This is a genomic window from Halochromatium sp. (assembly GCF_054919635.1).
This window is the reverse complement of sequence record NZ_JBUDPI010000009.1, coordinates 1-25,358: the sequence shown is the minus strand read 5'-3', so window position 1 is coordinate 25,358 and position 25,358 is coordinate 1. Positions and strand designations below refer to the sequence as shown.

The 25,358-nt window shown below is 62.6% G+C and carries 26 protein-coding genes; 16 read left to right on the top strand and 10 right to left on the bottom strand.

The features are described from left to right. Positions 1-234: 234 nt before the first annotated feature. The gene (gene ppsR / locus ACY693_RS01445; RefSeq protein ID WP_462320049.1) at positions 235-1,050 is read right to left on the bottom strand and encodes a posphoenolpyruvate synthetase regulatory kinase/phosphorylase PpsR; all 816 of its coding nucleotides are present in this window, start codon (positions 1,048-1,050) and stop codon (positions 235-237) included. Between the two features lie 81 nt (positions 1,051-1,131). Between ppsR and ACY693_RS01440 the strand changes: the two genes are divergently transcribed. Beyond that, positions 1,132-1,596 (top strand): hypothetical protein, encoded by a 465-nt coding sequence (locus tag ACY693_RS01440; protein WP_462320048.1) that lies wholly within the window; start codon positions 1,132-1,134, stop codon positions 1,594-1,596. A gap of 163 nt (positions 1,597-1,759) precedes the next feature. Here ACY693_RS01440 and ACY693_RS01435 read toward each other — a convergent pair whose 3' ends face one another. After that, complete coding sequence (locus ACY693_RS01435; RefSeq protein ID WP_462320047.1) at positions 1,760-2,017, bottom strand: HypC/HybG/HupF family hydrogenase formation chaperone; 258 nt, start codon at positions 2,015-2,017, stop codon at positions 1,760-1,762. Positions 2,018-2,173: 156 nt separating this feature from the next. On the opposite strand from ACY693_RS01435, the gene ACY693_RS01430 reads away from it, so the two are divergent. The 8 genes from ACY693_RS01430 (at position 2,174) to ACY693_RS01395 (ending at position 10,266) form a co-directional block, all read left to right on the top strand. Further along, the gene (locus ACY693_RS01430; RefSeq protein WP_462320046.1) at positions 2,174-2,656 is read left to right on the top strand and encodes a hydrogenase maturation protease; all 483 of its coding nucleotides are present in this window, start codon (positions 2,174-2,176) and stop codon (positions 2,654-2,656) included. Positions 2,657-2,850: 194 nt separating this feature from the next. After that, on the top strand, positions 2,851-3,300 hold the full coding sequence (locus ACY693_RS01425; RefSeq protein WP_462320045.1) for a hydrogenase expression/formation C-terminal domain-containing protein: 450 nt from the start codon (positions 2,851-2,853) through the stop codon (positions 3,298-3,300). Positions 3,301-3,332: 32 nt separating this feature from the next. After that, positions 3,333-4,430, top strand: coding sequence for a hydrogenase small subunit (locus tag ACY693_RS01420; protein ID WP_462320044.1), 1,098 nt, complete (start codon positions 3,333-3,335; stop codon positions 4,428-4,430). Next, a complete protein-coding gene (locus ACY693_RS01415) occupies positions 4,427-5,089 on the top strand; it encodes a hypothetical protein (RefSeq protein WP_462320043.1) in 663 nt (220 codons plus the stop codon). Before ACY693_RS01420 ends, ACY693_RS01415 begins: the two co-directional genes overlap by 4 nt. Beyond that, a complete protein-coding gene (locus ACY693_RS01410) occupies positions 5,086-6,402 on the top strand; it encodes a (Fe-S)-binding protein (RefSeq protein WP_462320042.1) in 1,317 nt (438 codons plus the stop codon). Before ACY693_RS01415 ends, ACY693_RS01410 begins: the two co-directional genes overlap by 4 nt. A gap of 162 nt (positions 6,403-6,564) precedes the next feature. Then, on the top strand, positions 6,565-8,349 hold the full coding sequence (locus ACY693_RS01405; protein WP_462320041.1) for a nickel-dependent hydrogenase large subunit: 1,785 nt from the start codon (positions 6,565-6,567) through the stop codon (positions 8,347-8,349). 524 nt (positions 8,350-8,873) lie between these two features. Then, the gene (locus ACY693_RS01400) at positions 8,874-9,461 is read left to right on the top strand and encodes a MotA/TolQ/ExbB proton channel family protein (RefSeq protein ID WP_462320040.1); all 588 of its coding nucleotides are present in this window, start codon (positions 8,874-8,876) and stop codon (positions 9,459-9,461) included. Continuing rightward, entirely contained in the window at positions 9,454-10,266 is an 813-nt protein-coding gene (locus tag ACY693_RS01395; RefSeq protein WP_462320039.1) for a flagellar motor protein MotB, read from the top strand. The genes ACY693_RS01400 and ACY693_RS01395 overlap by 8 nt, the downstream gene beginning before the upstream one ends. Positions 10,267-10,361: 95 nt before the next feature. On the opposite strand, the gene ACY693_RS01390 is transcribed toward ACY693_RS01395, so the two are convergent. From ACY693_RS01390 to ACY693_RS01375, 4 genes are read right to left on the bottom strand one after another with little or no spacing between them, the layout of a single operon-like run. Continuing rightward, positions 10,362-11,162, bottom strand: a complete 801-nt coding sequence (locus ACY693_RS01390; RefSeq protein ID WP_462320038.1) for a tRNA threonylcarbamoyladenosine dehydratase — start codon at positions 11,160-11,162, stop codon at positions 10,362-10,364. A 12-nt stretch (positions 11,163-11,174) separates the two neighbouring features. Then, complete coding sequence (locus ACY693_RS01385; protein ID WP_462320037.1) at positions 11,175-11,951, bottom strand: TatD family hydrolase; 777 nt, start codon at positions 11,949-11,951, stop codon at positions 11,175-11,177. Between the two features lie 48 nt (positions 11,952-11,999). Then, positions 12,000-12,749: an NYN domain-containing protein gene (locus ACY693_RS01380; RefSeq protein WP_462320036.1), complete on the bottom strand. Its 750-nt coding sequence runs from the start codon at positions 12,747-12,749 to the stop codon at positions 12,000-12,002. A 27-nt stretch (positions 12,750-12,776) separates the two neighbouring features. After that, entirely contained in the window at positions 12,777-13,304 is a 528-nt protein-coding gene (locus tag ACY693_RS01375; RefSeq protein ID WP_462320035.1) for a DUF2058 domain-containing protein, read from the bottom strand. Positions 13,305-13,680: 376 nt separating this feature from the next. On the opposite strand from ACY693_RS01375, the gene ACY693_RS01370 reads away from it, so the two are divergent. The 3 genes from ACY693_RS01370 (at position 13,681) to ACY693_RS01360 (ending at position 16,662) form a co-directional block, all read left to right on the top strand. Continuing rightward, positions 13,681-14,199: an OmpH/Skp family outer membrane protein gene (locus ACY693_RS01370; protein ID WP_462320034.1), complete on the top strand. Its 519-nt coding sequence runs from the start codon at positions 13,681-13,683 to the stop codon at positions 14,197-14,199. 251 nt (positions 14,200-14,450) lie between these two features. Continuing rightward, complete coding sequence (locus ACY693_RS01365; protein ID WP_462320033.1) at positions 14,451-14,687, top strand: YdcH family protein; 237 nt, start codon at positions 14,451-14,453, stop codon at positions 14,685-14,687. A 184-nt stretch (positions 14,688-14,871) separates the two neighbouring features. Then, a complete protein-coding gene (locus ACY693_RS01360) occupies positions 14,872-16,662 on the top strand; it encodes an ABC transporter transmembrane domain-containing protein (RefSeq protein ID WP_462320032.1) in 1,791 nt (596 codons plus the stop codon). A 66-nt stretch (positions 16,663-16,728) separates the two neighbouring features. Here ACY693_RS01360 and ACY693_RS01355 read toward each other — a convergent pair whose 3' ends face one another. From ACY693_RS01355 to ppc, 4 genes are all read right to left on the bottom strand, one after another. After that, the gene (locus tag ACY693_RS01355; protein WP_462320031.1) at positions 16,729-17,670 is read right to left on the bottom strand and encodes an amino acid ABC transporter substrate-binding protein; all 942 of its coding nucleotides are present in this window, start codon (positions 17,668-17,670) and stop codon (positions 16,729-16,731) included. Between the two features lies 1 nt (position 17,671). After that, complete coding sequence (locus ACY693_RS01350) at positions 17,672-18,163, bottom strand: PH domain-containing protein (protein ID WP_462320030.1); 492 nt, start codon at positions 18,161-18,163, stop codon at positions 17,672-17,674. Positions 18,164-18,299: 136 nt separating this feature from the next. Then, the gene (locus ACY693_RS01345) at positions 18,300-18,884 is read right to left on the bottom strand and encodes a protein N-terminal glutamine amidohydrolase (protein ID WP_462320029.1); all 585 of its coding nucleotides are present in this window, start codon (positions 18,882-18,884) and stop codon (positions 18,300-18,302) included. A 31-nt stretch (positions 18,885-18,915) separates the two neighbouring features. Beyond that, positions 18,916-21,711 carry a phosphoenolpyruvate carboxylase gene (ppc, locus tag ACY693_RS01340; protein WP_462320028.1) on the bottom strand — a complete coding sequence of 932 codons (2,796 nt, stop codon included), beginning with the start codon at positions 21,709-21,711 and terminating at the stop codon, positions 18,916-18,918. Between the two features lie 303 nt (positions 21,712-22,014). On the opposite strand from ppc, the gene ACY693_RS01335 reads away from it, so the two are divergent. The 4 genes from ACY693_RS01335 to ACY693_RS01320 all read left to right on the top strand — a co-directional run. Continuing rightward, a complete protein-coding gene (locus tag ACY693_RS01335) occupies positions 22,015-22,833 on the top strand; it encodes a dienelactone hydrolase family protein (RefSeq protein WP_462320027.1) in 819 nt (272 codons plus the stop codon). 103 nt (positions 22,834-22,936) lie between these two features. Next, positions 22,937-23,446 carry a signal peptidase II gene (gene lspA, locus ACY693_RS01330; protein WP_462320026.1) on the top strand — a complete coding sequence of 170 codons (510 nt, stop codon included), beginning with the start codon at positions 22,937-22,939 and terminating at the stop codon, positions 23,444-23,446. 90 nt (positions 23,447-23,536) lie between these two features. Next, positions 23,537-24,442 carry a 30S ribosomal protein S6--L-glutamate ligase gene (gene rimK, locus ACY693_RS01325; protein WP_462320025.1) on the top strand — a complete coding sequence of 302 codons (906 nt, stop codon included), beginning with the start codon at positions 23,537-23,539 and terminating at the stop codon, positions 24,440-24,442. Next, on the top strand, positions 24,429-25,358 hold a 930-nt coding region (locus tag ACY693_RS01320), incomplete at its 3' end, for a succinylglutamate desuccinylase/aspartoacylase family protein (protein WP_462320024.1). The genes rimK and ACY693_RS01320, both read left to right, overlap by 14 nt.

Genomic DNA, 25,358 nt, shown 5'->3' with positions numbered 1-25,358 from the left:
ACCTCGAAGCCCTTGGCGACGAGCTTCTTGGCCACATCCGGGGTGGTCGCGACTCGCCGTTCGCCGGCGAGCGTCTCTTTTGGGATACCGAGCTTCATCACAGTTGCCTTCGCGCTATTGCGATTCCGGAGGGACGATTCCGGAGGAACGAGTCCGGGACCGAGGCAGCCGCCCCCTCGGTCCTACAAGAGCGCGGCAGTATCGGCGCTCGGCATCCTGATCTCAATGGCCGCGTCAGTGATTGCCGGAATTGCGCAGACCACGAAGCACTTGGGCCGAGATCTCCTCGATCGACTGGCTGGTGGTGTCGAGCACCGGTACGCCGAGCCTGCCTAACATCTCGTGCGCGAGGCGGATGTCGTTGCGGCAGCGCGCCAGCGAGGCGTACTCGCTGCCTGGTCGTCGCTCCTCGCGGATCCGATGCAGACGCCGCGCCTCGATGGTGAGCCCGAAGACCTTCTCCTTGACAGCGCCGATCTCCGGCGGCAAGGCCTCGCGCTCGAAGTCGTCCTCGGTCAGCGGATGATTGGCTGCGCGCAGCCCATAGTGGATCGCCAGATAAAGGCAGGTCGGCGTCTTCCCGGAGCGCGAGACCCCAACCAAGACCACGTCCGCATGACGGAAATTATCCGGGCGCACGCCATCGTCGTTGGCCATCGCGAAATTGATCGCCTCGATGCGCTTGGTGTACATGCTCGGCTTGGTGATGGCATGACTGCGCCCAGACTCGCGACTCGGGGTGACACCGAGCTCGGCACTCAAGGGCTCGACGAACTGCTCGAACAGCTCGAGATGAAAGCAGTCGCCTTCCCTGAGAATTGCAGCAATTCCAGCGTCGAGCATGGTCGAGAACACTAAGGGGCGGGCGCCGTCGCGCTCTGCGGCCTCGTGCATGCGCTGCGTCAGCGCCCGAGCGCGCGCCTCGGTATTGATGTAGGGCATGTAGACTCGCTCGAAATCGACGTTATCGAACTGCGAGAGCAGGCTCTGACCGAGGGTCTCGGCCGTGATGCCAGTGCTTTCAGAGACAAAGAAAACGGTTCGCTTCATGGGCTGTGATTCACGTCAATGCAGCGCAGGTGGTAGAGGCAAGATAGTAGGCGATGCCAAGAGCATAGGAGAATTCCCCGCATGGCGACTATCAGCAACGACAAACAGCTTCGTGATCTGCTCGATCGTCTTTCCGTCGAGCAACAACGGCTCATCGGCCTACGTTTTGCGCAAAGCCTCGCCCATCTCAGCCGCGACGAGCGCGTAAAGCGAGCGATCGAGACCGGCCTGCGCACCGACGTCTCCGAGCCGGAGCTCGAGGACGCCTATCGCGCAGCTAAGGCCTGGTCGACCAAGACCTACACCGACTGCGGCAAAGACACCGACTGGCTCGCCCAGGCCGATCATTTTGTCGCCGCTGCCGTCGCCGCCGCGCTCACGCCCGACAACATGCTCCCGGACAAGAAAACCAATCGCGCTTGGAAGGCGGCGATGCATGCGCGCATGGCCAACAACTGCGAGCTCGTTGAGGGCGAAGGCAACGCCCACCTCGACGAGGTCCAGCGGCAGTACGAGATTGCTGACGATTTCGCCAACGCCGATTGACTAGACTTGTTGAGAGCGCCGGCACAGAAGAGCATCTGGGAAAGCATCTCTGTCAGCGGCGCCTGTCCTGCAGTATCTGGCCCAGAGCAATTGCTCAGAGCGCATCTTCCCAAAACGCCGATACGAGCCCAAGTCGGCGCCAGACCAGGCGCCGACTTGGGCCTCAGCGCAGGCTGTCGCCAGCGGCGATCTCGCCGGCCTCAGCAGCCAGCATCTCGTCATACACCGCCCAGGCATCCGCGGCACGCTCAGCCGATGTCTTTTCGATCGCGTGCCCGAGGTGGATAACGACAAAATCCCCGACCGCCAGCTCATCCGGGTCCAGCATCAACAGGCTCACCTCGCGCTCGACCCCTTTGGCCTCGCAGCGCGCGCCCAAGCCGTTGATCTCGAGAATCTGCATTGGAATGCCCATGCACATGGGGCACTTCTCCGTCGTGATATCGCAATACTGGCAGGCTAAGGCCGAGCCTGGTCCGATCGCAAGCGGCTTATATCAATCGCTCGCCGATGCGAGCCTGCATCAGGCACCCGATCGCCCTCTGGGTGCACCGACTCATCGACCGGAGACCTCGCTATGCCTGGTAAAGGCACATTGATCCTCGGCCTTGGCAACATTCTGCTCACTGACGAGGCCGTCGGCGCCGCGGTCTTGAAGGCCCTGCAGCCGATCGCGGACACCGACCCTGACATCAGCCTCTACGACGGCGGCACCCTCAGCTTCACGCTCGCCGGGCCGATCGGCGACGCAGGTCGGCTGATCGTCGTCGATGCCGCCGCGATGGGCGACCCGCCCGGGACCGTACGTCTATTCGAAGGCGTGGCGATGGATCAACAGCTGAGCAAGCATGCCAAGAGCGTGCATGAGGTCAGTCTCGCTGATCTCTTCGATATCGCTCGGTTGACCGACACACTGCCTCGGCAGCGTGCCTTGATCGGTATCGAGCCTCAGCAGGTCGACTGGGGAGATCAGCTCACCCCCGCCGTGGCCGCCGCAGTCCCTCGGGTGGTCAGCGAGATCCAGACATTGCTGCAGCGCTGGCGCGACACCTCAAACTAGACCGCGACGCGCCCAAGGCCGATCTCGAGCCATAGCGGCGGGGATGCCACAAGAGGCACGACGCCCAGGGTGGAGCCATGATATTTCTCAGAGAATTACAAGGTTATAGCGCCATCAGAAGCAAACTGTGCGATAGGTCAAACACGATTCAATAAGCTATGCCTAACATAATCAACAATCGATAGAGGAGCCCGATGGCCGAACTCTCCGACATCCCCATTCGCATCGAGCAGCCCGAAGCCGAGCCGCAGCAATTCGGCAACGCGCTGCCGATCCTGAACGAGATCCGCCATGCGCTGGCGCGGCTCGCGGAGCAAGGCGAGCCCACCCGCATCGATCTCGCCGCCATGCCATTTGGCCCTGGCGACGAGGATCGCCTGATGGCAGCGCTTGGGCGCGGCGAGGTCGAGGCCAGCGTTGATGCGCTGGGTCCGACCCGCGTCTGGGAGACCCGCTTCCCCGGCGTCTGGGTGCTCGATTACGCGAATGTGGACGGCGAGCGCATCGCGCTACAGATCGAGGTCGACGAGGTTCCTCAGATGCTGCGCACTCAGCGCGCCGATATCACCGATTCATTGGCCGCCTTAGACGCAACGCTCGCGTCAGCAACGGCGACCGATCCGGCGGGTGAGTCCCGCCACTGACAGCTGATCTTCCAGCAATGGCAGGAGAAACGATGGCCTCATCGAAGACCTTAGGCGAGAGCCTGCGCCAGCACGGGGTGTCACGCCGTGGATTCCTGAAATTCTGCGCCGCGACGGCGTCGATGATGGCATTACCGCCGAGCATGGCTCCAGCGATTGCCAAGGCGCTTGAGCAAGCGCGTCGCCCCTCGGTGATCTGGCTCTCCTTCCAGGAGTGCACCGGCTGTACCGAGTCGTTGACGCGCAGCTTTTCACCGACGGTCGAGAGTCTGATCTTCGACGTCATCTCACTGGACTACCATCACACGCTGCAGGCCGCCGCTGGTGATGCCGCCGAGCACGCCCGCGAGCAGGCGATGAATACCAACGCCGGTGAATACCTGGTAGTGGTCGATGGCTCCCTGCCCGGCCCGAACGCGAACCCCGGCTACTCGACCATCGCCGGCATCAGTAACTACGACATGCTGATGGAGACCATCGATGGCGCTGCCGCGGTGATCGCCGTCGGCACCTGTGCCACCTTTGGCGGACTGCCCAAGGCCGATCCCAACCCCACCGGCGCGGTCTCGGTGCAAGACCTGGTCAAGGACAAGCCGGTGATCAATGTCTCTGGCTGCCCGCCAGTGCCGATGGTCATCACCGGCGTGCTGGCCCAGTTCCTCACCTTTGGCACCCTGCCCGAGCTCGACGAATACAACCGCCCGCGCGCCTTCTTCGGCCAGTCGATCCACGATCGCTGCTACCGCCGGCCGTTTTATGACAAAGGCCTGTTCGCCGAAACCTTCGACGACGAGGGCGCTAAGGCCGGTTGGTGCCTATACCGGCTCGGCTGCAAGGGGCCGATGACCTACAACGCCTGCGCCACCATGAAATGGAACGGCGGCGCAAGCTGGCCCGTTGAGGCCGGCTACCCCTGCCTTGGCTGCTCGGAGCCTGATTTTTGGGACGCCGGCGGCTTCTACAACGCACTCTCGGTGCCAACCGGCGCGCCCGGTGACGTCCTGCTCACCGCCGGTGTCGTCGGCGCAGCGGCCGGGGTCGGCGCGGGCCTGATGAGTCGCAACCAGAGCAAGCAGGCCGCCAAACACCACGACAAGGTCACCGCCGATCAACTAGAGGAGAAGCTTTGATGACCTCGATGGATTTCCTCCTCCTGACCAAGGGACCGCTCTTTAGCATCGCGGTCGCTATCTTTGCGCTCGGCATCCTGATTCGGTTGTTTGAGATCTTCGCGCTCGGGCGCGCCCATAACTATGCCGCAGCGCGCGGCAACGAGGTGATCCCGGGATTGAAAACGATCTATCGGCGTTTCAACCCGGACCCTGGCACCTTCAAGCGCTCCACCTTCGATGTGGTGGTCGGCACGCTCTGGCACGTCGGCTTCGTGATTGCCCTGCTGCTGTTCATCCCCCATGTCGAGCTGATCAAGAGCACCCTTGGGGTCAGTTGGCCCGGGCTGCCGAACCCCGTCGTCGATGCCGTCACTGCGATCACGCTGCTCAGCCTGGTCGCCGTGCTGATCCATCGGCTCAAGCATCCGGTGAAGCGCTTCCTGAGCACGCCTGAAGACTATCTGATCTGGCTGGTCACCTTCCTGCCGGTCCTCACCGGCTACCTGGCCTATCACCGGCTGATCAACCCCTATCCGCTCGCATTGGGGCTGCATATCCTGAGCGCCGAGATCTTCTTGATCGTGCTGCCCTTCACCAAGCTCACGCACATCTTCACCGCCTTCGTTGCCCGTTACTACAACGGCGCCATCTTCGGCCGTAAGGGGATCCAGTCATGACCCAGGACGCCAACCAATTTTCCCTCGAGCGCGGGCTCAACGCCTGGCGCGAAGAGATCGATGCACCCGTTGCGTCCTTCTTCTCCAGCTGCGTGCACTGCGGTCTCTGCGCCCAAGCCTGCCCGTTCTTCGTCGAGACCGGTGACCCAAAGTACACCCCGATCCATAAGCTCGAGCCGCTGCGGCTGCTTTGGGAGCAGGAATACACCCTCTGGGGCAAGCTCAAGAAGACGGTCAAGGACCGCATCGACGCCAAGCTCGGGCGCGAATCCAAGCCGCTGATCACCGACGAGATGCTCGAGGAGTGGGAGCCACTGCTCTACGACTCCTGCACCATGTGCGGTCGCTGCTCGATGGTCTGCCCGGTCGGTAACGATATCCATTATATGATCCGCAAGGCCCGTGAGGGCATGGTGGCCTCGGGCCATTCGCCGGAAGGGCTGATTGCTGCCTCGGTGCGCGCGGTCAATACCGGCAGCCCCATGGGTCTGCAGTGGAAGACCCTCGAGGTCCAGATCAAACATGTCGAGACCGCGACCGGGCTCGAGGTACCCATCGACAAACAAGGCGCCGAGTATCTGGTGCTGCTCTCGTCGATGGAGATCATCAACTTCCCCGAGTACCTGGAAGCCATCACCAAGATCTTCGACCACGCGGGCGTGAGCTGGACCCTGAGCAAGACCTGCTTCGAGGCCACCAACGCCGGCATCCAGATCGGCTCCAAGGACATCGCTGCTCAGTTGGTGCAGCGCGTCGTCGACGCTGCCGAGCAGCTCCAGGTCAAGAACGTGATCAGCCCCGAATGCGGCCATGCCTACACGGCGATCCGCTGGGAAGGCCCGAACGCGATCAAGCGCGCCTATCCGTTCAAGGTCTATCACATCATCGAGGTCCTCGATCAGCTGCGCGCCGATGGGCGCATCAAGACCGAGGGCAAGGAGATGGATCGCCTATCGATGCATGACCCCTGCAACCTGGCACGCAAGAGCGGCGTGGTTCAGCAACAGCGCAGCCTGATGGATCTGGTCGCTGGCGATTTCGTCGACCTGAAGGAGCACGGCGAATTCCAGTGGTGCTGCGGCGCCGGTGGTGGCGTCAGCTCCAACGAGCGCGCCGAAGAGCTGAAGATGGCCGCGTTCAAGCGCAAGAAGGCACAGATCGAGGAGGTCGAGCCCGAGCGCATGGTGACCATGTGTGCGACCTGCCGCACCCAGCTCGAAGAGGGCCTCGAGGAGTTCAACATGGACATCCCCGTCGTCGGACTCACCGAGATGATCGCGGATCACCTGGTCGAGAGAGAAGACAAAGGCTAGGCAGACACCCGGCAAGCGCTGGCGCCAATGTCCGGACAGCCCCGCGAAGAGGCTGGAAGGATTCCGAGAGCGCCGCCTTGCCGGATGATCGCCGCCACCGACATCCTGCTCCCACGCGCACCGCGTGTGAGCACAAGAATCGAGCGAAAGGGCTGAAAAATCATGAGCGAGCGCGTCGTCGTCGACCCCATCACCCGCATCGAAGGCCATCTGCGCATCGAAGCGGAGATGAATGGTCAGGACATTGCCAAGGCCTACTCGTCCGGCACCATGGTGCGCGGACTCGAGATCATCCTGCGCGGGCGCGACCCACGCGACGCCTGGGCCTATGCGCAGCGCATCTGCGGCGTCTGCACCCTGGTGCACGGCATCGCCTCGGTGCGCTCCGTGGAGGATGCACTGAGCTATCCGATCCCACCCAACGCACAGCTGATCCGCAACCTGATGATCGGCGCGCAGTACATCCATGACCATGTAATGCACTTCTATCATCTGCACGCGCTCGACTGGGTCGACGTGGTTTCGGCGCTGAGCGCCGATCCATCCGCGACCTCCCAGCTGGCGCAGCAGATCAGCGCCACGACCGCGGCCGATCTGGGCACTAGTAGCTGGGGCAAGTCCTCGCCGGGCTACTTCAGCGACGTGCAGAAGCGGCTCAAGACCTTCGTCGATGGCGGCCAGCTCGGCATCTTCGCCAACGGCTACTGGGGCCACCCGGCCTACAAGCTGCCGCCCGAGGCCAATCTGATGGCGGTCGCGCACTACCTCGAGGCCCTGGCCTGGCAGCGTGAGGTGTCCAAGCTGCATGCGATCTTCGGCGGCAAGAATCCGCACCCCAACTTCATCGTCGGCGGCGTCGGCTCGCCGATCGACCTGAACTCCGACTCGGCCATCAACGCCAAGAAGCTGTCGCAGGTCCAGGATCTGATCAAGAACATGCAGGCCTTCGTCGAGCAGGTCTACATCCCGGACACGCTGGCCATCGCTGGCTTCTACAAGGATTGGGCCCAGAAGGGTGAGGGCCTCGGCAACTTCCTCTGCTACGGCGATCTGCCCTACAGCGGCTCGAACGCCGACAGCAGCGACCTCTCCGACCTGCTATTCCCGCGCGGCGCCATCCTCAACCGCGACCTCAGCACCATCCATCCGGTCGATCTCCATGCCGAGAGCGAGATCCAAGAATTCATTGCCCACGCCTGGTATGACTACAAGGATGGCAAGCAGGCCGGCCTGCATCCCTACCAGGGCGAGACCAAGCTCGACTATGACGACCGCGGCGGTCCCAAGCCGCCCTACAAGCAGCTCAACGTCGACGACGGCTACTCCTGGCTCAAGTCACCACGCTGGAACAGCCACTCGGTCGAGGTCGGACCGCTCGCGCGGATGCTGCTGCTCTATGCCGACAGCAGCGCACCCGCTCATGCCCAGGCCAAGGAGCTGGTCGACTATTCGCTCAACAGGCTCGATCTGCCGGTCGAGGGGTTGTTCTCAACCCTCGGACGCACTGCCGCGCGCACCCTGGAGTCGAAGATCGTCGCCGATGCGATGCAGACCTGGTACGACGCACTGGTCGCCAACATCCGCGCCGGTGATACCCAGACCTTCAACGCCGCACTGTGGGAGCCTGCAAGCTGGCCAAAACGGGCCCAAGGCGCCGGCATTATGGAGGCGCCACGTGGAGCCCTTGGGCACTGGATCGTGATCGAGAATGAGAAGATCGCCAACTATCAGGCCGTGGTACCCTCGACCTGGAACGCCGGTCCACGTGATCCATCTGGCGTGCCAGGCGCCTACGAGGCGGCGCTCGCCGACAACACCCAGCTACATGATTCGCATCAACCACTGGAGATCCTGCGCACCATTCACTCCTTTGACCCTTGCATCGCCTGCGCGGTGCACCTATCAGACCCAGAGACCGGCGAGCAGATTGAGATCAAGGTGACTTAGCCTGGCTCTTCTTGTGCCCTGTTAGCGGCCACCGCAAGTCACGCCTAGGAGGCACAAGCGGGGACCGCGGAACTGCGCTTGGCGCACGGAGTCACATCAGGCAACCGGCGCCATAACACAGCGATTCTTCGCCACATGCCTTTTGCACTGCCGCCGACAGTCTGCTCGCCACCGGTCTCCCCTTTATGCTCGCGAAAATGGGTTAACATGGTTCGCCGTCGATTTCGACCAGCAACGACCATCCGAGCAGTTGACCTAAGAGGCTAGGACATGGACTTGGCGACCATTATCGGCATGCTCGGTGCGACGATCATGATCGTCACAGCGATCTCGCTCGGAACCTCGCCGCTGATCTTCGTCAACCCCATCAGTCTGCTCATCGTGGTCGGGGGAAGCATCCTGATCGTGCTCTCGCAGATGAGCCTTTCCGAGGTGCGCAACGCACTGAAAGCGTCTGCGAAGGCCTTTCGGTTGCGAAGGCCTTTCGGTCCAGCCTACCCGACACCGAATCGACCATCGACGAGATGCTCGATATCGCCAAGACTGCCCGCAAGAGTGGTCTTCTGGCGCTCGAGGATCATGAATCCGACTCGCAGTTCCTCACGAAGGGTCTGCAGATGCTGGCCGATGGGTACTCGCCAGACATGCTCCGAGAGGTGCTCGACAAAGAGCGTCTGCTCACCCTGGAGCACAATCGTTCCGGTGCTCGGGCATTCACCCTGCTTGCCGAGGTTTCGCCGGCGATGGGCATGATCGGGACCTTGATCGGCCTGGTCGATATGCTCTCCAACATGGGTGACCCGGCTTCGATCGGTCCCGCGATGGCGGTGGCCTTGCTGACCACCCTCTACGGGGTGCTGATCGCGAACGTGATCGCCAACCCGATTGCAGAGAAGCTCGAGCTTCGTACCTTGCAGCAGGAGCAGTTACAAGCGCTGTGGACCGATGCTCTGCTGGCGATCCAGCAGGGACGCAATCCTCGGATTGTCGAGCAGATGCTGGTCACCTACCTGCCCCAGGAGCGCCGAGAGAAGCGCGAGAGCGGGGACGCCGATGAAGCGGCTAAGGGCGCGGCTGGCACCGACACGCAACAGGAGCCAGGCAATGCCTAAGAAGCGCGTCAAGTGCAGCAAGATACCACCCTGGATGGTGACCTATGCAGACATGATGACCCTGCTACTCTGTTTCTTCGTGCTGATGTTGTCCTTCGCCGAGATCGACGCCATCCGCTTCAAACGTCTCGCCGGCGAGCTCGCTAAGGCCTTTGGGGTGCAGCGCGACGTCCCCGTCGACGTCATCCCGATGGGAACAAGCCCGGTCATGAAGGAGTTCTCACCTGGCCGCGTGCAGCCGATCCCCTTTGACGAGGTGCGGCAAAGGACCAACCTCGAAAAGCCGACCCTTGCCTCAGGCGAGATCGACTCCCGCGTCGCCGAGCGACTCAATGAGCTGCAGGAGCGGATTGCGCAGAAGATCCGCGAGGCCGACTCCCCAGGCAATGTGGCGGTTGAGCGCGCTGGCCTCGACATCATCATCCGCATCGATGAGAAGGGAAGTTTCCCGTCAGGGTCGGCCGAGCTCAGTGACTCATTGAGACAGCTGCTCATGACACTCTCGAGCGAGTTTACCGAGATGCCCGGTTATATCGCGATCGACGGACACACCGACAACGTGCCTATCAGCAGTCAGCGATTCCAAAGCAACTGGGACCTGTCGGCGATGCGAGCTGCCACAGTCGCCAATGTCCTGCTCGAGAACGAGGCGCTCGATGCCGCGCGCCTCATCGTGCTCGGACACGCCGAGACACGACCTCTAGTGCCGAACGACTCGCCTGAGCAGCGCGCCCGCAATCGGCGCGTCGAGCTCAGCCTGCGCGCGGGCGAGGCAATCCAGCGCGAGCTCGGCCTCGAGGAGTGAGCCAGCTTATTGAGCGGGCTTGGCTCTCTAGGTGATCACAAGGCCGGCTGACCAGCGCCCACTCGATCTGAATCAGCAGCATCGCGATCCGCGTCTCAGTCGGACCCTCCGGCGCCGAGCAGGTGCTGCACACAGAGACCGGCCAGGGTCAAGCCGAAGAGTCCAGGCAGATAGCTGATGGTGCCATTGACTGCCCGCGCCCGACCTCGTGAAGTGGGCTCTGGCGGGAGCGGTTGACGCGGCGACTCATCGGACCAGACGGCAGCAATACCGCGCCCGCAACCGCGTCTGCGTAACTGCTGGCGAACCTTACGCGCCAGCGGACAACCACGGCTATCCATCAGATCGCCGACGCGAATCCGGGCCGGGTCAAGCCGACCGCCAGCACCCATGCTGCTGACGACCGGGACAGTTGAATCCATGGCCGCAGTAAGCAAGGCCAACTTGCTGTTAAGGCTATCGATTGCATCGACAACCTGGTCGAAGCCGCCATCTCCAATCAGTGCTGGCAGCTCGTCGGCGGCCAAGAATCGCTGCATGGGCGTCAGGCGACAGTCGGGATTGATGTCGCGGATGCGCCGGCAGACGACGCCGGTCTTCTCCTGGCCCAGCGTGCTATGCAGCGCACACAGCTGTCGATTCAGATTGGACGCGGCGACAGTATCGCAATCGGCCAGAATCAGCTCGCCGACCCCGGCACGCGCCAGCGCTTCCGCCGCGAAGGAGCCAACGCCACCGAGTCCGGCAACAAAGACCCGCGCGGCTCGCAGACGCGCGATCCCTTCGTCACCGATCAGGATACGCGTGCGCTCCGCTAGGCCCGAAGGCGTCTCTGCTTGCGCATCCCTGACTGGGCGGGCGCCTGCATCGCCCGCATCAGCCTCATCGGTTGTCATTGACAAAGACCTCTAGGAGCTTGAGGCCTGCAGCCCCAAGAGCCGGCACGCATTCGCGGTCGTCTGCTCTGCGATCTGTGCAGGCTCCGTATCGCGGACCGCCGCCAGGGCCTGCAAGACCTCGGGCAGATAGGCCGGACTGTTGCGCTGGTATTGATGGGAAGCGACCGTCAGATCCGGGGCGTCGGTCTCGAGCACGATCGCCTCCAGTGGCAGCTCGGCAGCTAGGTGTCGCAGCCGGCGCGAGCGCTCGAAGGTCAACATGCCGCCAAAGCCGATGCAAAAGCCCAGATCGATATAGCGCTGCGCCTGCTGGAGACTGCCATTGAACGCATGCGCAGTTCCACCAACCACTGGTGTCTCAGCCAACAATCGCAGCATCTCCTCATGCGCCTTGCGCACGTGCAGGAGCACCGGTCGCTGTGCCCCTTGAGCAATGGCGAGCTGGGCGCGGCAGAGCGCCAGCTGGCGATCATGATCGGGGTCTTTGGCATGGAAATCGAGGCCGATCTCACCGATGGCCACCACCTGGGTCTCGGCCAACTGCTGCTCTAGCGCAGCCAAATCACCCTCTCGATGTCGGTGCAGATAGAGCGGATGCAGTCCAAGGGCCGGATAGAGTCCTGCGTCACTGGCACACAACCCCAACAATTTATCCCAGCCGTCGGCATCGATGCCTGGAACCACAATCGATGCGACACCGGCAGCACGGGCCTCGGCCAAGACCTCAGCACGATCAGCGTCGAACGCCTCGACATCGAGATGGCAATGGGTATCAACGAGCGTCATTCGGGTTCAGCCTCCGGCGAGCGGCGCTGATGAATCGGGCAAACAGGCTCAGTCGCCCTCGGCCGCGCGCGCATCACGGATATAGAAATGCTTGCTCGGACCATCACCGATCAGCCGCGCCTGAACCTCAAACAGCTTGGTGGCCTTGATCAGCTCGCTGAGCTTGGCATAGCCATAGCTGCGCTGATCGAATTGCGGCGCGCGCTTGTTGATGGTGTTGCCCACACTTGAGAGCTCAGCCCAGCCATCATCGTCGGCCGTATCCTCGACGGCTCGCCGCATCAGGGTCACCAATCGCGCATCCGCGCGCAGCTCCTTGGTCCCGAGCCGCTTTGGTGACTTGGTGGCCGTGCCCTCGCCCTTGAGCAGCTCGGTGAAGATGAATTTGTCGCAGGCTGCGACGAAGGCATCTGGCGTCTTCTGCTCGCCAAACCCGTAGACCCGCAGGCCCGATTCACGAATCCGTGCAGCCAGCGGCGTGAAATCACTGTCGCTCGAGACCAGGCAAAAGCCATCGAAGCCTCCGCTATGCAGCAGGTCCATGGCGTCAATGACCATCGCGGCATCGGTGGCGTTCTTACCCTTTGTGTAGGCGAACTGCTGCCGCGGCTGAATACTGTGCCGCAACAACACCTCCTTCCATCCCACCAGATTTGGCCGCGTCCAATCGCCGTAGATACGCTTGACTTGCGCGGTGCCATAGTTGGCAACCTCCTCGAGCAGGCCATCGATCACCGAGGCCTGCGCATTGTCGGCATCAATCAGCAGGGCGAGACGCTTTTCAGTGGGTTCCGGCATTGGGCTTCAGCTCCAGAGGTGACCGACTCACCACATCAGATCATCCGGCACCTTGTAGTCGGCGTACTCGTCGTCGCCGTCGTCGGACTCGGGGCGATTGTGCACCAGCACGAGGGCCGGCTCAGCGGCCGCGAGCCGCTCGGCCACGGCGGCTGGCACCAGCTCGTAGAAATCGTCGTGGCGAACGATGGCCAGATTGCCAGCAACCAGATCCTGGTGTTGCGCTGCACTAACATAGAGCCGTTTCAGCGCCTTGCCATCGGTAAAATTGTAGGCGGTATCCCCCCCCGAGCGCGCAACCCGGTTATCGCGCACCAACTGCCACAACGCAATCTGCTCGGCCTTGCGCTTTGCCTCTTCGTCACGCTGGCGATTCAGCTCCTGGTCTCGCTTTCGCTTCTCGGCCGCGGCCTCAGTCGCCTGCTGGCGCTGAGCCGCGTCCGGAGGCTGAGTGCCAGAGCGCTTTTGCTTGCGCTTCTTCGACTTGGTGCTCCGGAGCTGCTGCTCGGTCGCGAGCCCGGCCTTCACCAGCTGGTCCTGTAGAGAGCCTGCCATGCGTTCCATCCTCCGGTATCGAGGGCGCAGGGCCCTATCACAGCAACAGGTCAATGACCCTGAATTGTAACGCCTAAGCACGCAGTGCGCGCCACCGGCTCTGTGGCCGACAGGGATCGGTCATCCCTGTCAGGACTCCTCCTTCTGCGGCTTCATCAGCAATGCTTGCCCCTAGCTTTTCCAGCGAGCCCCTCTAGCGGCGCGCTTCCCTGACTCGCTTCAATGGCTCGCTTTCCTGGCTCGACACAGCCGGAGCGCGACCTGCCACCCCCTTGACAGCGCTGCGCTGAACTTGAGCGCTCGAGCGGTATACAATCACGCAGCAATCACGGCTTCCGGCAAGCGCGGAAGCCACCCGTCTCTCAGGAGCTCAGCCATGAAACACCGCTTTGCCATCTTCTGCCTATTGCTCGCGACCTCTCTGATCCTCGCCACATCAGCGCTGGCCAGCGAGATCGGCTATGTCGACATGCAGCGCGTGTTGGAGGAAAGTGCCCTTGGCCAGCAGGCCCAGGCCAATCTGCAAGAACGCTTCGGTGAGGAGCAGCAGGCCTTCGCCGAAGAAGAGGCAGCCATTCGTCAGCTACAACAAAAGCTTGAGCGCGATAAGCCCTTGATGAGCACTGCGCAAGTTGAGAAGACCGAGCAAGAGATCCAGGGCCGCATCGAGCAGTTTGAGCAAGACTTCGCCAAGATCCAGCAGCAGCTTGTGCAAGCCCAGCAGCAGGAAGGTCAGAAGATCCTGAAGCCAGCCCGCGACGCGGTGATCAGTGTTGCCAAACAACGCAAGATCGACGCAGTCTTCGAAGCCAATCAGGCCGGCGTTGTCTACCTCGACGAGGACGGCGACATCACCGAGGCAGTCATCAAGGCGATGGACGCCAATACAGACTAGGCTGCCGACATCGCCAAGGCGCAGCACCAAGGCCCAGCAACGCGAGACTTGATCTCAATTCCTGCCTTTTTGCTAACGTAGATCAGGTTTTTCCCGCCCGTGCTGACAGCACATCATTACGGCTGGTTTACAATTCTGGAGAGGGTCTTGCGTGCGTTGGCAATTGCGGCGCCGCGGCCCGTCCATCAACCGTTCACCACGATACCGGTGTCGCCGTCTCAGGCGATGCCGTCCCGGAGGTTCGCAAGCCGATGCTTGGAGAAAGTCACGATGTGATCCATGAGTTTCCGGAGCTCGAAGGCAAGATCGACGAGATGCGCGCGAGCAATTCGACCTTTGCCGAGCTCATGGATTCCTATGACAACCTAGACGCCAAGGTCCGTCAACTCGAGGAGCTCGGCACTCCTGTTGCCGATGAAACCATCGAGGATCTGAAGAAGGAGCGTTTGCTGCTCAAGGATAGGCTCTACGACCTACTCCGGACCTAACCCCGGATCAGTGTCAGCTAACGGGCTGCGCTTGCTCACTCAGCACCACCCGCCCGCATCTCTGACCTAGCTCGCCGCGTCCGTAGAGGAGCCACAGCCGAAGGCGCGGCGGCCTTGCTTTATCCTCACGCGTTGCGCCGCACAGGCAGGGCGGAATACCGCGTCGAGCCAGGGACAGCACCCCATGCGAACCTCGACATCGTCAGCTGATCCCCTGGGTCGGCCACGCGGACGCCGTTTGCGTCCGCTGCTCCGCCTGCTCGGCTTCGCACGCCCCTATGTAGGCCGCTTGCTGCTCGCCATTGCCGCCTTGCTGTTCGCAGCTGGCGCGCTGCTGGCCTTCGGTCAGGTGATTCGTCAGGTGGTCGACACCGGGCTCGCGAATGGCTCGCCGGCTTCACTGAACCAGGCCCTGCTCTTATTCTTGCTCGTGGTGGTGTTGTTAAGCCTGGCTGTCGGGCTGCGCAGCTACCTCCTGAACTGGCTCGGCGAGCGTATCGTTGCCGATGTCCGCCAAGCGGTGTTTGAACGCGCCTTGACCCTGAACGTTGGCTTCTTCGAGACGACACGCACCGGCGAGGTGATCTCGCGACTGACCAGCGACACCGCGCTGCTGCAAACGGTGGTTGGCTCGACCCTTGCGATGGGTCTGCGCAGTGCGCTGCTCACGCTGGGCAGCCTGGTCATGTTAGCCATCACCAGCCCCCAGCTCACGCAGCTCGTCCTGCTCGGGGTACCCTTGGTGCTGGTGCCGGCTTGGCTCCTGGGTCATCGTGTACGGCGGCTGTCCCGGCTCAGCCAAGACCGCATCGGCGACGTCGGCGCCTATGTCGACGAGACCCTGCACGGCATCCGGACGGTTCAGGCCTTTTGTCACGAGTCGATCGATCGCGCCCGCTATAGCGATCGCGTTGAGGAGGCATTCGGCACAGCGATGCAGCGCTCCGTCGCCAGTGCATTGCTGAGCACCCTGGTCACATTGCTCACCTTTGGGGCGATCGGGGTCGTGCTCTGGTTTGGCGGCCGCGAGGTGCTCGCTGGTCGAATCACTGGTGGCGAGCTGTCGGCCTTCCTGTTCTACGCCATCCTTGTTGCCGGCAATGTCGGCGCCCTGTCAGATATCGCCGGGCAATTGCTGCGCGGCGCCGGTGCGGCGGAGCGCTTGATGGAGTTGCTCCAGACCGAGCCGGGGATCAAGCCGCCCGCCAAGCCGCGCCCGCTGGCACAGCCGGTTCAGGGTCGTGTGACCGCCGAACGTCTGAGCTTTACTTACCCGTCTCGTCCTGAGCATCCCGCCCTAGCTGACATTGATCTCGAGATCGCGCCAGGCGAGCAGGTTGCGCTAGTCGGCCCTTCCGGTGCGGGCAAGTCGACGCTGTTTCATCTGCTGCTACGCTTTTATGATCCGCAACAGGGAAGGCTGCGACTCGACGGCGTCGACCTGCGCGAGATGGAGCCCGCAGACTTTCGACGCCAGATCGTCATCGTGCCGCAAGATCCGGTCATCTTTGCTGCGGACGCGCTCGAGAACATCCGCTACGGACTCGATGCCGATGACGCCGTCGTTGAGGCTGCGGCCCAAGCGGCTCACGGCCATGAGTTCATCCAACGGCTACCGGACGGCTATCGGACCTTCCTCGGCGAGCGAGGGGTCCGTCTCTCCGGTGGCGAGCGTCAGCGCATCGCGATCGCCCGCGCCATCCTGCGCGACCCGGCGGTGCTGCTCTTGGACGAGGCGACCAGTGCGCTCGATGCCGAGAGCGAGCGCCTGGTTCAAGATGCACTCGAGCATCTGATGCACGGCCGCACCAGCATCGTCATCGCCCACCGCTTGGCGACCGTGCGCAATGCCGATCGCATCCTGGTGCTCGATCAGGGTCACCTGGTCGCTAGCGGCCGTCATCAGGCCCTGCTCGAAGAGGACGGTCTCTATGCGCGACTCGCTGCGCTGCAATTCCAGGACGCAACTGTCTAGGCGACCCTGCCCCAGCCCATGCGCCCAACCCATGCGCCCAGCGCATCCCCCCAGCGCTCCATCCAATCAGTCGGCAAAGCCGTAGATGAAATAGATCGTCTCGAGCAAGCGTGTGGGCGCTGAATCCTCACCAAACCAGCGCTGGAAGATGCGCTCGATCTCACCACCGCGGTAAACGCCAGCGAGCGCCCGATTCACTTCCAGCCGAAAATCGGCATCGTTACGGGGTAGCGCAAACGCATAAGGCTCGACCGAAAAACTGGCATCGACAATGGCAAAGTTCTCCGCCTTGCCGGTCTCTGCGACCTGGCCAACGAGCACCAAACGGTCGCCAGCAACCGCATCGAGATCATCAGCGACCAGCCGTTCCAAACCGTCCTTGGCATCACGGATCGGGACCAGCTCCAGCTCGATGTCACGCTCACTCAGCGCTGGGCGCAAACGTCGCTCAGTCGTGGTGTCAGGGACGACTCCGACCTTGCGACCCGCGAGATCGGTCAGGCCACGCAGACCGCGGTCGCTCGTGACCAAGATCCCGCCAGATTCAACAAAAACGACGTTAGAGAAATCGACCCGGCGCTGCCTAGCCAGGGTCATGGTGGTGGTGCCACATTCGATGTCCGCTTCGCCGTTGGCTACGGCCGCCACGCGCCTCGGGGTGTTGCCCTCGATCCAGGCGATCTCGAGGGCATCAAGGCCGAGCGCCTGTTGCACGCTGGTCACGATATGCCGACAGAGGTCCACCGAATAGCCGCGCGGCACCCCTTCGGCATCCTTGAACGCGATGGGATAGGCATTCGGCGCGTAGGCGATGCGGATAGTCTCCGCCGCCTGAATCCGGTCCAGCGCTCCAGTGTCCGCAACCGCCGGACCGACCGTGAGCACGAGCACCGCGACGACGAGTCGCCACAGCGCCCACCCGGATAGGCGATATCGGCTGGTATCAGTTGCCCGGTCAGGATTGATCAGCCATCGATCGCGCCGCGGCCTATGCCCATGTCTACTCATCTCAATCATCGGCCGCGCTCTGGCGTTTGATGTGCTGGCGGATCTCTTGCGGCCGCGGCAGCCCGCGAATCCTGAGCTCGGGGTCGTCTCCTGCGGTAAAGATCTGCAGGTCGCCGGCTCCAACAATGCGTTGAAATAACGACTGCTCAATACGCACGGTGCGTACCGAGGCCATGTTGATCTCTGTGTATTCCTTACTCAGCAGGCCATGGGTCCAGACCAGCTCACGCTCGTAGATCTCGAGCTGATCCATCAGCGTCGTCAGCCACCAGCGCAACAGCTGAAATAGGCCAATCGCAAGCAGGGCATAACCCAGCCAACTGACCTCTAGACCGTCTGGCAGTTGGATCGGTCGCGTCGGCGCCGGCACGAAGGGAATGCTCCCCGTGAGCGCGATCAGTGCACCGAATAGCACCAGAATCCATGCGATGAAAGCGCCGAACGGATGTGAGCGCCAGACCGATGGGTTCGCCTTGTAAAGCAGCTCAGACATCGCATGACTCCATAACGCCAGTGGCCTCAAGACAGTCCACGCCGTCAGCAGCGCGAGCGCGCAGACCTTCGACGGCGGATAGTACCAGCATTAAACATGGGGGAGAACGCCGGCAAAGACGGCCGGCTGCAAGGACTCAGCGGCAAGCGGCTCGGAAAGCGGCCAGATCGAGCACGACGCCGGGGCCCTCATCAGGCTCCGACAAGTCGCGATAGCTCAGCAGGTTGCTGCCAGCAGCCCCACCCGCGTGCCCCATGACGCTGGATTGGCGATCAGACGCTGCCGTGGCAGGATTCTCGTCAGCGCCGATACAAGGCCATGGCGGCGGAGGCTGCAGCCAGCCACCATCGGCACTCCGCATGTGGCGCCGATCGCTGCAGAAGTCCCGTAAGTAGTCCGCGCCTGGAACCAGGCGAAACAACGGTTGCAGCGCCGCTGGCAGGCCCGCTGTGTTCGGGAAGCTGCGAGCTAGCCAGGTGCTCGCAGCAACCGGCAGGGGCAAGCGCGAATCCAGATCCCAGATGCGTCGCTCGTGATCAAGGCCGATGCAGTGGTAATCCCACCAAGCAATGCCATCGACCCCGCCGGCGCGTTGCTCAGCGATGGGGCAGATCCCATGCAAACCGGCGACAAAGATCACCTGCTCGATCGTCACCCCCGGCGGTGGCTCGGCACACAGCCACCAGATATTCTCTTCGCAATAGAATGGCTGATAGCGCAACTGCAGCGACTCGCGCGAAGAACTTACCCGATCAGCCCGTGTTGCGCATGCCTGCCGCAATCGCATTGATCGAGCGCAGCAGTGGGTCCAGCCACTCCTTGCGCGCATCCTCACTGGGCTCGTTGCGATAGCGCTCCAGTAGGGTGATCTGGATGTGATTCAACGGATCGAGATAGCTATTGCGCCGCGCCAATGAGAGCTGCAGCTCCGGCGTCTCCTCCATCACCGCATGCAATCCAGCGACATTCAGGACCTGAGTTAGAGTGCGTTGGTATTCGTCCGCGATGGCGCGGTAGATGGTCTCGGCGCGCGCCTCATCCGACACCAGCTGCGCATACTCCTGAGCAATCTTCATCTCCGCCTTGAATAGCGACATCTGGGTGTTGCTCAGGATCGCGCGGAAGAAGGGCCATTCCTGGTACATCCGCTGGAGCTTGGCCAGGCGCTCCAGATCGCCGTCCCGCCATTGCTCGATCGCACTGCCGATGCCAAGCCAGGCCGGAAGCGTATGGCGCGCCTGCGCCCAGCCAAAGACCCAGGGAATCGCGCGAATCGAGCCCAGCGAGCGGTCTGCCTTCTTCCGATGCGAGGGCCGCGAGCCGATATTGAGCAGCGCGATCGCATCGACCGGGGTCGCTTCGTAGAAATAGTCCAGCAGCCCTGGCGTCTCGCAGATCAGATGTCGGTAGTGCGCCTCTCCAAGTCGCGCCAGCTCTTCCATGATGCCAAGGTAATCCTTGCGTGGTTTAATCGGTGGCTCGATCACACAGCGGCTTGCCTTCATCAGGCCGCTGATCCCCATGGTCAGCTCGTAGAGGGCCGTCTCCGGATTCGCATAGCGATACGACAGCACCTCGCCCTGCTCGGTGAACTTGATCTGTCCATGTACTGTATCTTCCGGCTGCGACAGGATGGCCTCGTGGGTGGGGCCGCCGCCACGGCCGATGGTCCCGCCCCGACCATGGAACAATCGGCACTTGACGCCACGCTCCTGAGCAAGCGCGATGATCTTTTCCTGTGCTTCGTAGAGGTTCCAGGCAGAGGCCAAGATACCGCCATCCTTGCAGGAATCCGAGTAGCCGAGCATGACCTCCTGGAGGTTCCCCGAGGCCTTGAGCAGTGCTGCATAGGTCGGATTATCGAACAGCGCCGACATCACCTGGTCGATGTGCGCCAAGTCCTCGATGGTCTCGAACAATGGTGAGACGCGCAGATGGCAAAACCAACCGTCCGGGGTATGCCCGGCAAGCCCGGCCAAGCGCGCCAGCAGCATCACCTCCATGACATGACTGGCTCTGTGCGTCATAGAGATCACATAGGCACCAAAGACCTGCTCGCTGATCTCTGCGCGCATCCGAGCCATCGACTCGAACACCTCTAGTGTCTCCCGAGTCTCTGGGGTCAGCGTGCCCTTGTCGACGTGGAATGGATGCGGATGTCCAATCGCCTCGGCCAAGGCCAGCAGCTTCTGCTCCTCGCTGAAGGCATCGTAGAGCGGCGCGCCGGGCTGGCGCGCAAACAGCTCGATCACGGCCTCGGTATGACGCGTCGACTCCTGACGCACATCGAGATGTACCAGGTGGAAGCCAAAGGTCTCGACCAAGCGCAATAGATCCTTGAGCTCGCCATCCGCGGCGTTGGCGTCGCCGTGGCTGATCAGCGAGTCGCGGATCAGATGGAGGTCATCGAGCAGCTCGCCCTCGTGGGCATAGCCTTCTGGCAGGATCTCCGGACTCTGGTCATCCTCGATGCGCGCCCGCACCCGCGCCAGCGTGGTCTCGAGTCGGTGGCGCACGATGAACAGCTTGCGCCGATAGGGCTCATGAAAGTAGCGGCGATGGGTCTGGCGCATGGTGTGCAGCCAGTAGTCCTCATCGTCATCAAGGGCGTCGAGGAAGGGCGTCGATGGCTGCACCAACAGGCTCGAATGACTGAGGATGCGGGCCAGCCGCTGCACCCGTGTGATGTATTCCTCAAGCACGAGCTCACAGTGCATACGCACGGCCAGCTCGGTGGTTTCTGGCTTCACGAACGGATTACCATCACGATCACCGCCGATCCAGGAGCCAAAACCGACAAAGCTCGGCACGATCACCCCGCTGTCGCCCCCATAGAGCCGACGCACTGCACGCTCGAGATTGCGATAGACCTGCGGCAGGGTCGCGAACAAGGACTCGCGGAAGAAGTACAGGCCCTGGCGCACCTCGTCGGTGACCTGGGGCTTGTGCACACGCACCTCATCGGTCTTCCAGAGCACCTGGATCTCGCTCAGGATCTGGCCCAACCGGTCCTGCTGCTCTTCCTCGTTGAGCTTGTGTCGGTGCAGATCGAGGGCGAGCAGGAAGATGCGTCGATGGGTCTCCAGCGTGGTCCGCCGCTTTGCCTCGGTCGGATGCGCGGTGAACACCGGCAGGTACGCGAGCTCATGCAATAGCTGCTGCAGCCTAGCGGCATCAACTCCGTCGGCATGAAGCTGGCGCAGCGTATGATCAAACGAGCCGCGCCATAGCCGCCCGCCAGCACTGACCAGCGAGCGCCGATGCAGGAAGGCATGCACATCCTCGACCAGATGAGCCAGACTGAAATAGATGGTATAGGCGCGGATGACCTCGGACAGGGTCTGGGGATCGAGCCCGTTGATGCGCTTCATCAGCTTGGCGCGCAGCTCCGGATCATCCTCTTCACGGAGCTTCAGAAAACCTTCCCGTAAGCGCTCCACGACCACGAGCACGCGCTTACGGCTATGCTCGCGCAACACCTCGCCAAGCAGGGTGGCGAAGAGCGCGATATCACGCTCGGAACCGGACAGGGGCTGGGTGTCGTTCATCGCGATACTGCGCTCAGGATGGAAAGTAGGAGGCGTTGGTGCTCGGGGCAGCTCAAAGCGCCGAGCCCGAGTGCTTGCCCTCCGCCTCTGATTCTACACAGGGCACCCAATGCGGGACCCTGAGTCTACCCTGCCATCTTCTCGATGAAAACCGAGCCATCGGCTCGGTTCACTGCTCTATGCTTGTCGGGATGCCGCCGATGCGTCTATCGTCTCAACGCCAGCGCCCGTGGCCGACGACGGCTCAACGACGGCTAACAGCAGTCGATCCCCGTATCCGAAACCCTGATCAGGAGACCCACTATGCGTCTCGACACCCCCCTCGCTCAGCCACTTATCACCGCCTCAGCCCTTGCTGCCGGTCTTGCCGTCAGCCTGGCGATGGGCCCGGTCCAGGCCGAGGTGCAATCGAAGCCCGTCAGTTATGAAGACGAAGGCGTTCCACTCACCGGTCACCTGTACTGGGATGACGCCGTCGCGGGTCAGCGCCCTGGCATCCTCGTGATCCACGAGTGGTGGGGGCTGAATGACTACGCCAAGAAGCGCGCCCGCATGCTTGCCGAGCTGGGCTATGTTGCCTTTGCCGCAGATATGTACGGTAACAACCAGGTCACAGACCAGCCTGAACAGGCCAGGGAATGGATGCAGGAGGTAACGGTCGATCCGGAGCTGTGGCGCCAGCGTGCCAATGCTGGGCTCGTCCAGCTTGAAGCCTCTGCTGAAGTGAATGCCGACCAGATTGCCGCCATCGGCTATTGCTTTGGCGGCGGCACCGTGCTGCAGATGGCCTATGGCGGCTCCGCCATCGATGGCGTGGTCAGCTTCCATGGCTCACTGCCAGCGGCCCCAGAAGAGGCCTTTGGCAAGATCAAGCCTGAGATCCTCGTGCTTCACGGCCAAGCCGACAGCTTTGTCGCCCCCGAGGTCGTCACCAACTTCCAGAACAAGCTCGAGGAGGCTAACGCCAATTGGGAGATGGATATCTATGGAGGGGCACGCCACGGCTTCACGAATCCCAATGCTGGCGATTATGGGATCGAGAACCTGCAGCATGATCCGCAGGCCGATGCCCGCTCTTGGCAGCGGATGCAGAGCTTCTTCGACGAGATCTTCGCCGACTAGGCACGACTGCAACCGGGCAGGCGCTGCCCCTTTGATTCTCAGACCCGAAACCGTTTTCCGGCCCGAAACGGCCTCAACCTCGCGCAGGAATCGCTCGCACCCGATGAAACAATGGCTCTGGCTCTCCGTTGTCGTGATCCTCGTCGACCAGTCCAGCAAGTGGCTGGTATTGAGCGCACTCACGCCTTACCAGGCGCTCGAGGTCCTACCCAACGTCAATCTGACCCTGATGTTCAATCGTGGCGCCGCCTTCAGCTTCTTGGCCGACGCGGGCGGCTGGCAGCGATGGCTGTTCGCGGGCTTCGCCGTCCTGGTGACACTGGCACTGGTGATCTGGCTGCTGCGCCTGCAACGCAGCGAGCGCTTGTTGGCCGCTGCACTCGGGCTGATCATCGGGGGCGCGATCGGCAACCTGATCGACCGCGTCGCTTACGGTCATGTGGTTGACTTCATCCAGGTCTACCTGCCGTTGATCCCGCTGCGCTTGTTCAACCCTTGGCCTGCCTTTAATGTGGCCGACAGCGCGATCAGCATCGGCGTGATACTGCTGTTGATCGAGACCGCTCGCAGCGGCGGCTCTCAAACCAGCCAGCCGCGCAGCACCAGTGACTAATGCCTAAACTCAGCCTGATAAGCAACCGAGCTAGCTCTGGCCGGCCCGGGGTGGTACGCAGCCGCCACCCCTATCAAACCCGGAGATGAGATGAAGATCGCCATCCTGTCGCGTAACCCGAAGCTTTACTCGACCCGCCGGCTCGCCGAGGCCGCACGTGAGCGAGGCCATGAAGCGCGCGTGATCGATGTGCTGCGCTGCTACATGAATATCACCTCGCACGCACCCTCGATCCACTACAAGGGCGAGACCCTCACCGGCTATGATGCGGTGATTCCGCGCATCGGTGCCTCGGTGACCTTTTACGGCACCGCGGTTCTGCGCCAGTTCGAGATGATGAATGTCTACCCTCTGAATGAGTCGGTCGCGATCACCCGCGCCCGAGACAAGCTGCGCTCACTGCAGTTGCTCTCTCGACGCGGCATCGGCCTGCCGATCACCGGCTTCGCCCACACCCCAGACGATATCGAAGACCTGATCAAGATGGTCGGCGGCGCACCGCTGGTGATCAAGTTGCTGGAAGGCACCCAGGGGATCGGCGTGGTCCTGGCCGAGACCCGTCAGGCCGCCGAAAGCGTGATCGAGGCCTTCCTCGGCCTGCGGGTCAACATCCTGGTGCAGGAATACATCCGCGAGGCCAAGGGCGCCGATATCCGCTGCTTCGTCATCGGGGAAAAGGTTGTCGCGGCGATGCGCCGGCAGGCCAAACCGGGCGAGTTCCGCTCCAATCTGCACCGCGGCGGCAGCGCCGAGCTGATCCGGATCACCCCAGAGGAGCGCTCCACGGCGGTGCGCGCCGCGAGGATCATGGGTCTGAATGTCGCCGGTGTCGATGTGCTCCGCTCCAATCACGGCCCGGTCGTGATGGAGGTCAATTCATCACCAGGACTCGAGGGCATCGAGGCAGCGACTGGCAAGGACATCGCCGGCCAGATGATCACCTTTATCGAAAAAGACGCGGTCGCCGGCAAGACCCGCACCCGTGGCAAGGGCTAGCACCGGCAAGGGTGTACGGATTGGCGGAGAGCTGGTACGCCCCGGAGGGCGCGCCCGGATCGACCTCCCCCTACCGAGCCTATTCACGCAGAATCCAGTCGTCCTGCCGGTCCATGTCCTGCACGGCCGGCGCCCAGGCCCGCGACTCTTTGTCACAGCGGCCGTGCACGGCGACGAGATCAACGGCATTGCGATCATTCGCCGCCTGCTCAGCAGCACCGCCCTGCGCTCGCTGCGCGGCACCCTGTTGGCCGTGCCCGTCGTCAACGTCTATGGCTTCGTGCGCCACTCGCGTTATCTGCCGGATCGCCGAGACCTGAATCGCAGCTTCCCGGGCTCCGAGGGAGGCTCGTTGGCCGGCCGACTCGCGGCGACCCTGATGAGCGAGATCATCGCCGACAGTGACCTGGGGATCGACCTCCACACCGGCGCCGCACACCGTGAGAACCTGCCGCAGATCCGAGCGCGTGTGGACGAGATTGGCATCCCCACCCTGGCGCGGGTCTTTGGCGCACCGGTCATCCTCGACGCCGACCTGCGCGACGGCTCCTTGCGCGCGGCCGCAGCCGCGCTCGATGTGCCGGTGCTGCTCTATGAGGCCGGCGAGGCGCTGCGCTTCGATGAGCTCTCAATCCGTGCCGGGGTGCGCGGCATCCTCGCCGTGATGCGACAGCTGGGGATGATCCGCGACGGCACGCGTCGACCACGTCCAGCGCATCAGCCTGTCATCGCACGCTCCAGTGTCTGGGCGCGCGCCCACAGTAGCGGCATGCTTCGATTCGCGCGTCCGCTTGGCGCTTGGGTCGAGAAGGGCGATCGCCTTGCCACCGTCGCTGACCCCTTCGGCAACGGCGAGGAGCCGGTCAACTCGCCCGCGGCAGGGATCGTCATCGGCCGCATGAATCTTCCGCTGATC

Excerpts from the sequence above, each read along its gene's own strand:
- ACY693_RS01385 (WP_462320037.1), bottom strand. The coding sequence starts at position 11,951 with ATGACGCTCGTTGATACCCATTGCCATCTCGATGTCGAGGCGTTCGAC.
- ppsR (WP_462320049.1), bottom strand. The coding sequence starts at position 1,050 with ATGAAGCGAACCGTTTTCTTTGTCTCTGAAAGCACTGGCATCACGGCC.
- lspA (WP_462320026.1), top strand. The coding sequence starts at position 22,937 with ATGAAACAATGGCTCTGGCTCTCCGTTGTCGTGATCCTCGTCGACCAG.
- ACY693_RS01360 (WP_462320032.1), top strand. The coding sequence starts at position 14,872 with ATGCGAACCTCGACATCGTCAGCTGATCCCCTGGGTCGGCCACGCGGA.
- ACY693_RS01435 (WP_462320047.1), bottom strand. The coding sequence starts at position 2,017 with ATGTGCATGGGCATTCCAATGCAGATTCTCGAGATCAACGGCTTGGGC.
- ACY693_RS01395 (WP_462320039.1), top strand. The coding sequence starts at position 9,454 with ATGCCTAAGAAGCGCGTCAAGTGCAGCAAGATACCACCCTGGATGGTG.
- ACY693_RS01425 (WP_462320045.1), top strand. The coding sequence starts at position 2,851 with ATGGCCGAACTCTCCGACATCCCCATTCGCATCGAGCAGCCCGAAGCC.
- ACY693_RS01380 (WP_462320036.1), bottom strand. The coding sequence starts at position 12,749 with ATGCCGGAACCCACTGAAAAGCGTCTCGCCCTGCTGATTGATGCCGAC.
- ACY693_RS01335 (WP_462320027.1), top strand. The coding sequence starts at position 22,015 with ATGCGTCTCGACACCCCCCTCGCTCAGCCACTTATCACCGCCTCAGCC.
- ACY693_RS01420 (WP_462320044.1), top strand. The coding sequence starts at position 3,333 with ATGGCCTCATCGAAGACCTTAGGCGAGAGCCTGCGCCAGCACGGGGTG.
- ACY693_RS01365 (WP_462320033.1), top strand. The coding sequence starts at position 14,451 with ATGCTTGGAGAAAGTCACGATGTGATCCATGAGTTTCCGGAGCTCGAA.
- ACY693_RS01440 (WP_462320048.1), top strand. The coding sequence starts at position 1,132 with ATGGCGACTATCAGCAACGACAAACAGCTTCGTGATCTGCTCGATCGT.
- ACY693_RS01390 (WP_462320038.1), bottom strand. The coding sequence starts at position 11,162 with ATGACAACCGATGAGGCTGATGCGGGCGATGCAGGCGCCCGCCCAGTC.
- ACY693_RS01410 (WP_462320042.1), top strand. The coding sequence starts at position 5,086 with ATGACCCAGGACGCCAACCAATTTTCCCTCGAGCGCGGGCTCAACGCC.
- ACY693_RS01370 (WP_462320034.1), top strand. The coding sequence starts at position 13,681 with ATGAAACACCGCTTTGCCATCTTCTGCCTATTGCTCGCGACCTCTCTG.
- ACY693_RS01405 (WP_462320041.1), top strand. The coding sequence starts at position 6,565 with ATGAGCGAGCGCGTCGTCGTCGACCCCATCACCCGCATCGAAGGCCAT.
- ACY693_RS01430 (WP_462320046.1), top strand. The coding sequence starts at position 2,174 with ATGCCTGGTAAAGGCACATTGATCCTCGGCCTTGGCAACATTCTGCTC.
- ACY693_RS01400 (WP_462320040.1), top strand. The coding sequence starts at position 8,874 with ATGCTCGATATCGCCAAGACTGCCCGCAAGAGTGGTCTTCTGGCGCTC.
- ACY693_RS01375 (WP_462320035.1), bottom strand. The coding sequence starts at position 13,304 with ATGGCAGGCTCTCTACAGGACCAGCTGGTGAAGGCCGGGCTCGCGACC.
- ACY693_RS01355 (WP_462320031.1), bottom strand. The coding sequence starts at position 17,670 with ATGAGTAGACATGGGCATAGGCCGCGGCGCGATCGATGGCTGATCAAT.
- ACY693_RS01350 (WP_462320030.1), bottom strand. The coding sequence starts at position 18,163 with ATGTCTGAGCTGCTTTACAAGGCGAACCCATCGGTCTGGCGCTCACAT.
- ppc (WP_462320028.1), bottom strand. The coding sequence starts at position 21,711 with ATGAACGACACCCAGCCCCTGTCCGGTTCCGAGCGTGATATCGCGCTC.
- rimK (WP_462320025.1), top strand. The coding sequence starts at position 23,537 with ATGAAGATCGCCATCCTGTCGCGTAACCCGAAGCTTTACTCGACCCGC.